This is a genomic window from Emticicia sp. W12TSBA100-4 (genome assembly GCF_040253585.1).
Taxonomy (GTDB): Bacteria; Bacteroidota; Bacteroidia; order Cytophagales; family Spirosomataceae; genus Emticicia.
In genome coordinates, this window is sequence record NZ_JBELAU010000008.1 from 356,494 (window position 1) to 369,980 (window position 13,487).

The following is a 13,487-nucleotide window of genomic DNA, read 5'->3' on the forward strand; positions in this document are numbered from 1 at the left end:
GATGAAAAACATACGATTATTGTTCAAATACGAAGCCATTAGTTTGGTTCGCAGTCGCTTGTTTCAGGTGGCCATAGGTTTGTTGCTATTGGTTGGATTGTATGCGATTTATTACGGAAAATCAGAAATGGACCAGCAGCGAGCGGTTTTGAAAGAAATTAGGGCCGATGAAGCCAAAAAAATGGAATCGCTCAGAAGTAAAATTTCTACCGATACGCTGCCCAACGTCATCGGCAATCGTACTTTTCGCTTGGTCGAAAATCCGCCTTCCGATTGGGCCAGTCTTTCCATCGGTCAGCGAGATATATTTCCTTATCAACTTTATGTGCGATACTATACCCTCAGCCGTCAGATTATGACTACTGAGATTGCCAATCCAGAGAAATTGCTAACGGGTAATTTCGATTTGGCGTTTGTGCTGATTTACATTTTTCCCTTGTTTATTATCGCCCTTAGCTATAATCTCATTTCGGGCGAACGAGAAGGTGGCACGCTTTCTTTGCTTTTATCAAATCCTATTTCAGAAAGCCAAATTACGTATATCAAAATAGCGTTCAGATGGTTATTGAGTTTTGGAATTGCTCTGTTTTTGGTTGTTTTGGCGGTAATCATTTGTGGTATAAAAATAGATAATACACTGCTCTGGTGGTTGTTGGCTACGGCTCTGTATTTTGCATTTTGGATCGGTATAGTTTTGATAATCAACAATTTAAAACGAAACTCTTCTTTCAATGCCTTTAGTTTGTTGGGTACGTGGATTGTGATTGTCATCGTAGTTCCAACGCTTATCAATCTATACTTGGCGAGTGCTTATGCTGCTCCACCCCGAAACGACCTCACCCAAGCCATCAGACACGAGTTTGAAGAAATTTGGGCAAAATATGACGACAAAAACCATCGCTATCAAACGGCACAAAAACTGGCAGCTAAGTATCCTGAATACAAATCGGACACCAGCTATAACTGGGAAGACAAATACATGCTTGCCGAATATGATTTCTATGATGAACGACTTGCTCCATTATTTGCCAAATACCAAAATATTAACCTGCAAAAAGAATCGGTAGGACAAAAATTAGGCGTACTTTCTGCTGCAGCACTTACCCAGCAGATTTTCAATACTTTAGCTCAAACTGATACTCGATATCATTATCATTTTTTGGAAGAAGCGGGTCGTTTTCATGCAGAAATGAAAGTCTTTTTTTATACCAAAATATTCCAAAACAAAACCTTCAAACTTGCTGATTTTGAACAGATTCCGAAATATGAATTCAAGAAAAAACCAATCAACAATGAAACCAATAATGGAATTTTAATGCTTTTGTTGAGCGTCATTGTGGTTTGGGGAATTGGAATAATGATGAAAAAATGATGAGAAAAATTCTAATAAAAACTTTTGTAATTACGCTTTGCTTTTGGGGTTTTGCAAAGGCTCAAAACACCAATAAATACAATCTTTCTATCATTTCAGACCCAAAAATTCTCAAAGAAACCATTAAAAAAGACCCCAATAAAGCATTGGTACGCATCAAAGACTATGTACCCAACATTGCTTTAGACATCAAATACGCCACTACCCAAAATGTTTTCTACACCCAACTTTACAAAAAGCCTGCTGCTTTGGTGAGGTTACCAGTGGCAAAAGCTTTGGCAGCGGTGCAAAAAGATTTGAATGAGCAAGGTTATAGTCTGAAAATCTATGATGCCTACAGACCTTATTCGGTTACTTGTCAGATGTTTGAAATGCTGCCAGATACACTATATATGGGTTTGCCTTGGACAGGAAGTAAGCACAATCGTGGCATTGCTTTGGATTTGACATTAATTGACCTCAAAACCAAAAAAGAGCTCAAAATGCCTACGCCATTTGATGCTTTGGTCTATGCGGCTCATCCTGAGTTTATGAAATTGCCTGAAGAAGTCATTAAAAATCGTGAATTGCTGAAAAGTGTCATGAAAAAACACGGCTTCAAGGTGGACCCAATGGAATGGTGGCATTTTAATTATGTGAGTGATACGGTCTTTGAGCTGCTCAATATTCCTTTTGAGAGATTGGAATTATAAAATTTTACTTTTTATGAAAAAACTATTACTACTCTCATTAACAATACTTTACACTAAAATCTACGGTCAAGATTCGTTGGCAACGGGTAATTTTGCTCCACCTGCCAAAGCTTCAGTGGTGCAAGCAGTTCGAGCAAAAGAATCACTTATTATTGACGGAAAACTCGACGAAATTGATTGGAAAAATGCCCCCATCACCTCTGATTTTTTTATGATGGAACCTCGCCAAGCAGGAAAAATCAAGCATAAAACCGAGGTAAAAGTGTTATTTGATGACAAAAACCTATATTTCGGAGTATTTTGTGCCGATAGTTTAGGCAAAAAAGGTATAAGAGTACAAGATTTACGTCGTGATTTTTTGTTTGGCGAAAATGACATTTTCTATGTGCAGCTCGACCCCATGAATCTGCAACGTTTTTGTGTGAGTTTTCAGACCACGCCCTACGGAAATCAACGTGACTTACAGGCTTTCGACGATACTTTCAGAGATAACGACTGGGATGCACTTTGGCGAGTAAGAACTTTCCAAACCAATAAGGGCTACTTTGCTGAATTTGCAATTCCGTTCAAATCCCTTAGATATGAGAAAAACAGCAATGAAGTTTCTTGGGGGATTACTTTTTCTCGATTGGCTCGCCGTGATTATGAACTGACTTCGTTTCCTGCCATTCCGCAATCTTTTTCGCCTTATAGAATGACATACGCTGCACAATTAAAAGGATTGGAATTGCCCAAACCTTCGGTCAATATTAGAGCAAATCCTTATATTTTGTACCAAAACGACCGAATAACCACTACTGATGGCAAAAAAAGCATTGTTTCAAATCCAAAATTGGGTGGTGATGTGAAGTGGGCTGTAAATTCTCATTCGGTTTTGGATTTCACTCTCAATACCGACTTTGCACAGGCCGATGTAGATAGAGCCGTAAATAATACAACCCGATTCAATATATTTTTCCCCGAACGCCGTCAGTTTTTTCTCGAAAACTCGGGCATATATGCAGGTGCAAGTGCCGAAGGTATCAACCCGTTTTTTAGCCGAACCATAGGCTTGGCCAATGCTCAATTTAATGCCGAATCGGTGCCGATAGATGCAGGCATACGCTACACCGACCGCACCCAAAAACGTACTATTGCGGGGCTTTATGTGCATCAACGAGGCAATGACAACCAAGCAGGAGCAAATTTTGGAGTATTTCGTTACCTCAAAAATTATGGTAAACAAAACAACGTCGGCGTAATGCTGACCCACCGACTCGATGAAGCCAACATCAGAAAAGGTTTTTTACAAAGAAATAATACAACATTAACGGTTGATGGTTTAGTTAGACCTAACGACAGTTGGACAATTAATTATATGCTTTCGGCTTCGAGAGAAAATAGCTTAGACAGCACAGGTTTGGCGGCATATTTCTTTGCAGGGTATTCGCCACAAAACTTTTATGTGGGCTGGCTCACCAAATACGTTGACCAAAAATATATACCAGGTATGGGTTTTGTTTTTGCCAATAATACCATCCATCACAATCCAGGAGGCTATTATATCTGGCGACCCAAAGGTAAATTGGGAAAAATGATTCGCCGCTGGGACCCAGGTTTTTTTGTGAATTATTACCAAAATGCCAACGACCTAAAAACGCAAGAAACGAGCTTATATTTATTCCCGATATATGTCATTACGGCTACCAATGGGCAAATTGAATATGCTATTTACCCGACTTGGCAAACGTATAATTTCACTCTCAATATTTTAAATCGAACGGTACCGATTGGAAATTACAATGTTATCAGACAAATGATAAGGTACGAAACCGATGCGTCAAAAAAAGTTTCGCTGGAGTCAAGATATGAATTTGGAGGCTATTTCAATGGAAAACTAAACACATTAACCCTTTCGGGTAGATTAGTCCCTGTTCCTCATTTGGCATTAACAGCCAGTTACGAACATAGTAATTTTAAAGATTTTGGAGTAAAAAATGAAGATTTTAGTACAGATTTGTATTCGGTTGGTTTACGCATTGCCCCTAATCCACGCATACAGTTTTCTTCGTTTTATCAATACAATACTTTTGATAACCGAGGCCGCATCAACCTGCGTGGTAGTTGGGAATTTGCTCCACTGAGTTTTTTATATTTAGTATTTAACGAAACCCATTTTCGAGATACTCCCACTCAAAATCAGGCGTTTATTAGTAAATTGAGCTACATGAAACAGTTTTAATTACCTCACCACCTCAGCTTGCTCAATGATATAGTTGAGGTGGTCAATGTCAGCCTCGTTGGTTTTAAAAATCCCTTTGATGGTACGGACATCATCGGTATTGAAATGCTGTCCTTTTTTCTTGAAATTAAGTTCAATCAACGATTCTGGGCCTGAAGCACCGCAGAAAAAACACGAAGCCATAGGGTTAGCCGAAATCACATAAAGTCCCGATTTTACATCAATCGGAATGATATAGCCTTTGATAGAAACTGGGCGACCATTGAGTACCAAAATATTTTTCCCGAATGTTGGATACAGAAAATATTCACCTACCTCGATATTCAATTTTCGGCTAAACTTCACTTGTGTCAGAAACTTCCAAGTGAGTTTCATGGGTTCTTCAACCACAAACCCGAAGACAAATAAAACACTGATTATCAATATTTTAAGTTTCATTTCTTAGATTTCAGTTTTAAAACACTTTCTCGTAATTCGATTATCGCACTTTTGGTATTTTGCTGATATTCAAGCATTTGTTCATCGGTCATATTTGGTGCAGACGAATGTTTATGGTGGTGATGTTCGCCATGTTTATTCTCATGCTCAAAACCTTCTATTTCGATGAGAGATGCTTCCCAATTCTCTAAAACCTCAGCCAAACTATCGACCTGTAATTTCAATTCAGGCAGTTTTTTTAAGCTATCTAAGTCATTTTCAATCTCTTCTTGCAGTTTTACTGACGCTAAATGAATCTCATTTGCTTTTTTCAATAACTCACTTGGCTCTTGTTTTCCCGAACAAGCCATCATTATTCCGAAAATACTCAGAAAAAATATTTTTGATTTCATAGTTAATTTTTATTAAATGCAACAATGTTGCAAATATAAAAATACATTTATACTTTTGCAACATTAATCGTTGAAAATGAAAACACTTGGTCTGACTATCCTCACTACGCTGCTACACTTGGTGTGCTGCCTTTTCCCAATTAGCTTATTGGGCTTCAATTTTTTGTCATTTTTGTTTTTTTCAGATACTACGAAGCAGTTACTGATGGGAATGCAACTTATCATTTTTATATTTCTTCTATCGAGAATAATGCAAAGGAAGAAGCAAAACACCAGTTTATCTGGTGAAAACGTACTGATGTGGCTCAATTTAGGGCTGATTATTTTTTCGTTCTACTTAAATATCTTCGAGCCTTTTCATACCGAAAAACAAAAAATGATGAAAGCTCGAATTGAACGTTTGAAACAATAGATTATTTCTTACTTTCTTTTGCTCCATGCACCAAAAGAGCATCACGCACCGAAATATTGATTTCAAAGCCCAAAATCAGAATTAAGGCTACTAAATAAATCCAAACCATGAGAGCGATAAGCGTTCCGATTGAACCGTAAAGTTTATTGTAGGAGTTGAAATTGGCTAAATAAAACGAGAAAAGATTAGTAACCAAAATACCAAGAACTGAGGAAATCAACGCTCCAAAGTTAAAGAATTTTAGACGTTTATGGACGGCTGGGGCAAAGTAATAAATGGCACAAATACCCAAATAAAAGATTAGGAAAATACCACCATAACGCACAATTTGAAGTAAATAGAAGTTAAAGTTTTCATTGAGAAGTCCTCGACTGAAAAGAAAATCAATGATAATTGTACCAACGATTAAGACCAAAATGGCCGAAATCAATACTACAATTAGAAGCAAGGTCAGAAATAATGCAATAAAACGAGCTTTCAGATAGCTACGTTTTTCTCGCACTTGTAGAGCCATATTGAAAGCTCGCATGAGTGCCATCATGCCATTAGTTGCGGCAAAAACCGTAAAAAAAAAGCCAAAAGAAAGTACATCGCTACGGCGGCGGCTCACGATGTCTTGAATCGTATTCGATGTATTTTCATAGATTCCCTGCGGCATGGCATCACGCAAGAAATTCATGATTAAAACATCCAAATTATCAATCGGCACAAACGGAATGAGCGTAAACAAAAAGATAACCCCAGGAAAAACCGCCAGTAAAAAACTATATGAAACCGAAGCGGCACGCTGGTCAATATCGAAAGTGATGATTTTTTTCCAAAGAATTTTAAGTACATGGTATAGCGACACGGTGGTGTCCCAGAGGTAAATGCTTTGGAGAAATTTAATGACTCGTTTCAAGGAAAAGTTTTCGTTGTTTATGCAAATATGAACATTTTTGACCAAAAACACATCTATTCCTTGAATATTCGTCGAAAACTTACTCCCAAACCCAACACAGGCCCAAGACAAAGCACCCAAAAGATATGGAAATCGTTTGAGAAATATGCAAGCAGAAAATCAATTAGTTGAATAGAAAAAATAGTAATAGCAAAGCCAATGCTCGTAACGAGTGTAATAATGCTGCCACGCCGCTCAATAAGTGTAAATCTTGAAACCAGTGTAGAAAATTGAGGAGAATCGCCTACTACCGTTATGCCCCAAATGAGCATTAAAATTGAGAAAATGGTCAACGGAAAACTCAATAAAAATGGCAAAACAAAACAGCAGATTGCAGAAGTTAAAAGCTGAACTAATGCAACTCGACCACTTCCAAATCTGACCGAAAGTAAACCACCAATCCAACAGCCCATAAAACCCATTGCTATAGTGGTAAAAGTTGCTATCGAGACATTGCAACTATATTCGGGATGAAAATGCAAGTAGATCTTCCAAATAGCAGGCACAAATGCCCAAAAAGCGTATAATTCCCACATGTGGCCAAAATACCCAAAGGCTGCTGCACGTAGGTTTGGCAGTTTAAAAATAGAAGTTAAAGCACTGATAGAAAAGCTATTACGCTGCGAAGGTAGAGGTTTGTCAGGCAATAGCCACCATAATAATATCCCACCAAAAAAGCAGATAAAACTTATACAAAACAGAAAAGTTTTCCAAGGAAGCTCAAAACTAATGCCTTTCAGTAAATACGGAAAAGCTTTTCCCAAAACCAACGCTCCCACCAAATAGCCCATTGCTCGACCTAAATCTTTGCCGTACCAATCAGCGGCAATCTTCATCCCGATTGGATAAATCCCCGCCAGAAAAAGCCCAGTAAATAACCTACTTATCAAAACCAATGGCACATTCAGCGGAAACACGGCAATACTGATATTAGCCAAAGCCCCGAAAACTGCCGAAAACAGAAAGAGTCTCGAACTAAGCACTCGCTCAGGTACGGCAAAGATAGCATTGAGAAGCGTACCCAATATAAAACCCATCTGCACCGCCGACGTTAGCCAACCACCCAATTTTACGCCCAATTCGACCTCAATTTGAGCTGATACGGCATTTCCCGATAGCCAAAGGGTAGTTCCTGCAAATTGTGCAAAAACCAGTACGAGTAGGAAAAATGAGGGGCGTTTTTGCGACATACTTACAACAACTCATCATCGGCAGGCTTGGCCGTTGGTGGTGTATATTTTTGCGTCGAATCAATATATGCACCTTCGCCTGCTGTAAATACACAATCGCCTGATATTGAGACAGTTGAAGGCTTCAAGAATGTTCCTTTTTTATATTCGAGTGTTTTATCAGCATACACACGCTGGAAGAAACCGCCCCAAGTTGGCATTGCGAGCCTTGCTCCTTGCCCCAAATTAATATCACGGAAGTGAATCGTTGGGTCGTCGCCGCCTGTCCAGCCGCCCGCTACGAGCGTAGGCGTAATGCCCATAAACCAACCATCCGAGAAGTTTGAAGTTGTACCAGTTTTGGCGGCAATTTCATTACCATCTAAAACACCGTATCTTGATAAGCCTATCGCCGTACCACCAGGTTGTGTTGCTCCACGCATCAAGTGAATCATTTTATAGGCCGTTTCTTGGCTAATAACTTCCTTACTATCAGAGTAATATTCTTTGATTACCTCGCCATTTTTATCCGAAATTTTGGTTACAAAAATTGGTTCGGTATATTTTCCTTGGTTAGCAAATACACAATAGCCCGCCAGCATTTCATACAACGAAACATCGCTAATACCTAAGCAAATAGCAGGGACTTCGTCGAGTTCACTCTTAATTCCCAGACGATGGGCATATTTCACCACATTTTCTGCCTTAAACTGATTTATCAGATAAGCACTCACCGTATTGATAGATTGTCCCAAGGCCTGACGAAGCGTCATTGAGCGATACGAGTATTTACCATCCGAGTTTTTCGGTGTCCAACTACTTCCCGGTACTTGAATCGTAATTGGTTGGTCAACTACCCGCTCACAAGTCGAAAAGCCATTATCAATCGCCGTACAATAAACAAATGGCTTAAAGGTCGAGCCAGGTTGGCGTTTTCCTTGATAAACGTGGTCGTATTTGAAATTTTTATAATTAATTCCACCAACCCAAGCCTTGATATGGCCGTTGCGAGGGTCCATTGCCAAGAAGCTCGAATGTAGGAAAAATTTATAATGACGAATCGAGTCCATCGACGAAAGCACGGTATCACGCTCGCCTGCCCAAGTAAAGACTCTCATTTTTGTCGGCTTTTTCATATCACGCCAAACTTTATCCATATCGCCATCATATTCAACTTTCAACTCACGGAATCGAGCAGTAGTTTTGGCAATATTTTCAATATAGTTCGGAATCTCTTCATACCGCCCTTCTTTGGCTTTCGACTCCAACACCCACGGATTTCCTTTGCCTTTCCAGTGAGCATAAAATTTCTTCTGCTGGTCTTTCATGTTTTCACGCAAAGCTTCTTCGGCATAAGTCTGCATGTGCGAATCAATGGTTGTATAAATCTTAAATCCTTTTGTATAAATATCATTGGCATCATAACCTTCCTTCACAATTTCAGCCTTTAGCCAATCTTTTAAGAATTGACGGAAATAAGGAGCTGGACCAGAATTATGACTTTCGGGTGAATAATTCAATATTACTGGCTTTTTCTTGAGTGCTTCACCTTGTTCGAGCGAAATCTTATTGTATTTCACCATTTGGTCGAAAACAATATTTCTACGCTCTTTGGCAGCCACTGGATGAAATTTAGGATTAAATCTTGATGGATTTTGGCACATTCCAACCAAAATTGCAGCCTCTTCTTGATTCAGTTCGCTTGGGTCTTTCTTGAAATATGTTTTTGCTGCCGATTTTATACCATACGCTCCACTACTAAATTCAACAGTATTGAGATATTTCTCCATGATTTCCTGCTTCGTGTAGCGACGCTCAAGTTTGATGGCAGTAATCCACTCTTTTGTTTTGATAAGTAACTGTCTGATTCCTGGAACATGATATAATGGGCCTTTATAGAAATCATCTTCACGGAGTTTGAAAAGATTTTTGGCCAATTGCTGCGAAATAGTACTTCCACCACCCTTTCTTTGTCCAGTAAAAATACCTGTAACTACACGCAACGTACTACGTGCATCAATGCCCGAATGTACCGTAAAACGTACATCTTCAGTAGCTACCAATGCATTAACGATATTAGGAGAAAGCTCATTAAAATCAATCGGACTACGGTTTTCATAGGCAAACTTCCCTATAACTTTTCCATCAGAAGAGATAACTTCCGATGCAATTTCACTATTCGGATTATCTATATCATCCGAACTTGGCATTTTACCAAAAAGCCAAAAGAAATTGAAGTTTACAGCTATTAAATAAACTATAAAGGCAAGAACTCCATATCTGGTAAATTTCCAAATATTACCGATGATTTTTTTATACGGCCCATCTGCCAGTTGAAAAAAAGGAAATTTCATTTTTGTTGGGTCAGTGTTTGTATGTATGGTGTATGTATGATTTCTACTAAGGTTTTTATAAAATAATCTATCAACACGCTCTACACTTGTTCTTCAATCAAATATTCGTCTTTTTTAAAGTTCTGTTTCACGAAAAGTTCGCCAATAAAACCTGCCAAAAATAGCTGTGAGCCAATAATAATGGCCACCAAAGCCAAAAAGAACAGTGGATTGTCAGTCACATTTCGATAACGAAGACCTTGATTGATATTGTATAATTTTTCAAAAAGTAAATACATGGCCATCAAGCTACCAATCAGAAATGACAGCACGCCCATCGTACCAAAAAAGTGCATCGGGCGACGGCCAAATTTATTGACAAATGCAACGGTTAGCAAATCAAGAAAACCAAAGATGAAGCGTTCAAGGCCAAATTTAGTAGTTCCATACTTGCGAGCTTGGTGTTGAACTACCTTTTCTCCAATTTTCTTAAAGCCATTCCATTTTGCAATGATTGGAATATTGCGGTGCATTTCTCCATAAATCGTAATGCTTTTCACAACCCTCGATTTATAAGCTTTCAAACCACAATTAAAATCATGCAGATTCACCCCCGAAACCCAGCGAGAAACCCCATTGAAAAGTTTGGTTGGAAGTGTCTTCGTAATTGGGTCGTAACGTTTCTTTTTCCAGCCCGAAACTAAGTCATAGCCATCTTCCGTAATCATTCGATAAAGTTCGGGGATTTCGTCGGGGCTATCCTGCAAATCGGCATCCATCGTAATTACAACATTACCTTTTGTATTGATGAAAGCGGTTTGTAAAGCCGCTGTTTTGCCATAGTTTCTTGTAAACTTATACCCTCTAACAGCCTGATTACTAATCGATAAACGTTTAATTACATCCCAAGACTCATCAGTACTGCCATCATCGACAAACAAAATTTCGTAAGAAAAATTGTTTTGATTCATTATTCTCACAATCCAGTCATGGAGTTCGGGTAAAGATTCGGCTTCGTTGTAAAGTGGCACAACGATTGATATTTGCAGTGGTTGGTTCATATTAGGAAACGCCCTTATCGGGAGATAGGGGCTAAAAAATCAAATAATAATCTTTCAATAAATCTCGAAATTCATTCGAGTAAGTTTTGCCATCTTCTTTATGAATAATTAACGTTTTTTCTTCCAAATTATGTACTTTTTGAGTCAGAAACGTAGCAATTACCCTAAAAATGGGTTTCGATTCATCGTGACGAATCAATATTTTTTTTGACAAATATAAGCCTTTTTTTTGTGCAATTTTTATCAATTTTTCAATCTCGAAAGGAGGTAACAAAACCACAAATTTCCCATCAACACTCAATAATCTGAGTACCGAATCAATCAAATCATCAAAACTTAGCTCAACGGCGTGCAAGGCCTTGTTGGCTTTAGCATCAGTCGATTTTAAAGATTGCTGATAGAATGGCGGATTTGAAATAATTAAATCATAGGTTTCGGTCGTAGTAAAATCTTGAATCCGTTGATGATGCACTTCAATTTTTTCAGAAAATTGACTTTCCTTCACATTCATAAAAGCCTGCTGATAAGCATCTTCATCAACTTCAACGGCATCAATTTGTCCATTAGTTCGTTGAGCCAGCATCAATGATAAAAGCCCCGTTCCTGTACCGATATCTAAAATATTATTCACATTTTCAACATCAGTCGATGCTCCCAAGATACACGCATCGGTGCAGACTTTCATAGCACAGCGGTCTTGGTTTATCGTGAATTGCTTGAATGTGAATGAGTTTTTAGGCATTTTTATTTAATAGACAAGAGAGATTAGACAAAAGACAAGAGATTTATTTGAAAATACTTTCTGTTGTCTCTTGTCTAATTTCTCTAAAAATCACTTCCTTCCAAAATCAGCGGGGTTTTCGCCCCAATAATCGGTTTCCCATTTTAGTACTTTATTGGGATAGGTATTTTCTTTGAGCCATTTTTCAGCACGTTCGAGTAAATCAAAAATCTCAGGATTTCCAGTCGATTCGTCAAGTTTTGTATTAGCTCGTTTATTTTTCACCCAACTTATGGCTGTTCGAGAATCTGAGTAAATGGGTAACGAAGAATTCTGTTTTTTCAAATGAGCCAGAGCATGTACGATGGCCAAAAACTCACCGATATTATTGGTAGCCTGTGGAAACGGGCCTTTATGAAACAAACGTTCTTTGGTTTTCAGATAAAACCCTTGGTATTCCATGTCTTTCTTGACTGAATTCCAAGCGGCATCGACTACAACCGACTCTAAATTGGGCGGAGGAAATGCCGATTTCGGAAGTTTAGTTTGCTTTCCTTCGGCAGCTTTTTGCGTATGTTTCCAATAATTTTCGCCCAAAGCTTTTTCAGCTTCACTCTTCGACTCAAAAGCCTTATATTTTGCTCCTTGAACTCCCTCAACTTGCTTTTTACAGTCATCCCACGAGTCATAAACTCCTTTTTTTCGCCCTTCCCAGACTGTATAAAATTTTTGTTTTTTTGCCATTTTGCAAAATTGCAGATTTTTGTGGGTTTGAAAACAATTTCAGAGAAAAATTCACGAAAAAGCTATTATAAGTTCATCATTCAACAAACTCAATGAAGAAATTATACTCACTGAAATATACCAATGTCTGTTTTTGATTAGCTACAATCATTTGTTGAGGTTTATCTTTGAAAAACTTTCTCACGCTATCAACAGAAGAAGTTTTGATGGTAAATCCACAGATTCCTTCAAGGCTTTTATTGGTAATGTATGATGGTAATTTTGGCGATGCTTCAAGTAAAATTAGCTTATTTTTCGCCAGTCGAAGTGTGTGTGCTTTCATGCCGAAATGTACGCTTTTGCCTTCTGACTCAAATCCGAGATTGTTGTATTTTTTAATACTTTCTTTCAGATTTTTTGTCAAAAACCATGTTGTATTTAGCTGTAAAGTACTATTGGGGTGGGTTGTATTCTCTTTTGTGTCTTTCCAATTTTTATTGGCATACTCTATATAAAATAACTCTGTACCTTTAATTTCTGGGTTTATTGTTTGCCAAATACTGTTACTATCAGTCGTATAACGAACGTTTTGTTTGCTCAAAAAAAGTTTAGCGGCTTCCGTACTCTGCACATCAATGGCCAAAGCAGTTGCCCCTTGCTTCTTTTTCAAGAAATCTGTATAATATTTACCAATGCTGAGCTTATTGTTCATCGGTTCAATAAATTCGAGATAAGTGCCATCTTGAAACTTTGTAAAACAATTATTGATGCCTTCATGCTCTCTACCATTTTTGATTTTGAAGCCTAAATCAGCAAAAACAGTCTTCACTTGTTGTAGGTTTGACACAACGATTGGTACATGATTTACAGAAATACCCGTGAGTGAAACCTGCCCAAATAACGGATAATTAAGACCAACCAAAGTCAATAAAAATAGGATTCTTAACTGCATAACACCTGATTTTCTTTTAGAATAAGAGCAATGATAAGCAAAAACTGCATAAAATCCTTTT

General features: G+C 38.1%; 13 protein-coding genes. 4 read left to right on the plus strand and 9 right to left on the minus strand.

The window, feature by feature from the left end; genetic code table 11:
- The first annotated feature begins 1 nt into the window (after position 1).
- The 3 genes from ABR854_RS13885 to ABR854_RS13895 are packed head-to-tail and all read left to right on the plus strand — an operon-like array spanning position 2 to position 4,285.
- Positions 2-1,372: a DUF3526 domain-containing protein gene (locus tag ABR854_RS13885; protein WP_350266010.1), complete on the plus strand. Its 1,371-nt coding sequence runs from the start codon at positions 2-4 to the stop codon at positions 1,370-1,372.
- The gene (locus ABR854_RS13890) at positions 1,369-2,064 is read left to right on the plus strand and encodes a M15 family metallopeptidase (RefSeq protein ID WP_350266011.1); all 696 of its coding nucleotides are present in this window, start codon (positions 1,369-1,371) and stop codon (positions 2,062-2,064) included. The genes ABR854_RS13885 and ABR854_RS13890 overlap by 4 nt, the downstream gene beginning before the upstream one ends.
- Before the next feature lie 13 nt (positions 2,065-2,077).
- On the plus strand, positions 2,078-4,285 hold the full coding sequence (locus ABR854_RS13895) for a carbohydrate binding family 9 domain-containing protein (protein ID WP_350266012.1): 2,208 nt from the start codon (positions 2,078-2,080) through the stop codon (positions 4,283-4,285).
- On the opposite strand, the gene ABR854_RS13900 is transcribed toward ABR854_RS13895, so the two are convergent.
- Both ABR854_RS13900 and ABR854_RS13905 read right to left on the minus strand, forming a co-directional pair.
- Positions 4,286-4,723 (minus strand): DUF3299 domain-containing protein, encoded by a 438-nt coding sequence (locus tag ABR854_RS13900; RefSeq protein WP_350266013.1) that lies wholly within the window; start codon positions 4,721-4,723, stop codon positions 4,286-4,288.
- Positions 4,720-5,115 carry a hypothetical protein gene (locus ABR854_RS13905; protein WP_350266014.1) on the minus strand — a complete coding sequence of 132 codons (396 nt, stop codon included), beginning with the start codon at positions 5,113-5,115 and terminating at the stop codon, positions 4,720-4,722. Before ABR854_RS13905 ends, ABR854_RS13900 begins: the two co-directional genes overlap by 4 nt.
- A 250-nt stretch (positions 5,116-5,365) precedes the next feature.
- Here ABR854_RS13905 and ABR854_RS13910 point away from each other — a divergent pair, with 250 nt between their 5' ends.
- The gene (locus ABR854_RS13910) at positions 5,366-5,527 is read left to right on the plus strand and encodes a hypothetical protein (RefSeq protein WP_350266015.1); all 162 of its coding nucleotides are present in this window, start codon (positions 5,366-5,368) and stop codon (positions 5,525-5,527) included.
- A 1-nt stretch (position 5,528) separates the two neighbouring features.
- Here the strand turns inward: ABR854_RS13910 and ABR854_RS13915 are convergent, their stop codons facing one another.
- From ABR854_RS13915 to ABR854_RS13945, 7 genes are all read right to left on the minus strand, one after another.
- A complete protein-coding gene (locus tag ABR854_RS13915; RefSeq protein ID WP_350266016.1) occupies positions 5,529-6,428 on the minus strand; it encodes a YihY/virulence factor BrkB family protein in 900 nt (299 codons plus the stop codon).
- Positions 6,429-6,481: 53 nt separating this feature from the next.
- On the minus strand, positions 6,482-7,657 hold the full coding sequence (locus tag ABR854_RS13920; RefSeq protein WP_350266017.1) for an MFS transporter: 1,176 nt from the start codon (positions 7,655-7,657) through the stop codon (positions 6,482-6,484).
- 2 nt (positions 7,658-7,659) lie between these two features.
- A complete protein-coding gene (locus tag ABR854_RS13925; RefSeq protein ID WP_350266018.1) occupies positions 7,660-9,990 on the minus strand; it encodes a penicillin-binding protein 1A in 2,331 nt (776 codons plus the stop codon).
- An 80-nt stretch (positions 9,991-10,070) separates the two neighbouring features.
- On the minus strand, positions 10,071-11,030 hold the full coding sequence (locus ABR854_RS13930; protein WP_350266019.1) for a glycosyltransferase family 2 protein: 960 nt from the start codon (positions 11,028-11,030) through the stop codon (positions 10,071-10,073).
- Between the two features lie 31 nt (positions 11,031-11,061).
- Positions 11,062-11,772 (minus strand): tRNA1(Val) (adenine(37)-N6)-methyltransferase, encoded by a 711-nt coding sequence (locus ABR854_RS13935; protein ID WP_350266020.1) that lies wholly within the window; start codon positions 11,770-11,772, stop codon positions 11,062-11,064.
- Positions 11,773-11,862: 90 nt separating this feature from the next.
- Complete coding sequence (locus ABR854_RS13940; protein WP_350266021.1) at positions 11,863-12,495, minus strand: ribonuclease H1 domain-containing protein; 633 nt, start codon at positions 12,493-12,495, stop codon at positions 11,863-11,865.
- 76 nt (positions 12,496-12,571) lie between these two features.
- Positions 12,572-13,487 (minus strand): VOC family protein (locus ABR854_RS13945; protein ID WP_350266022.1); only part of this gene is annotated, 916 nt, incomplete at its 5' end.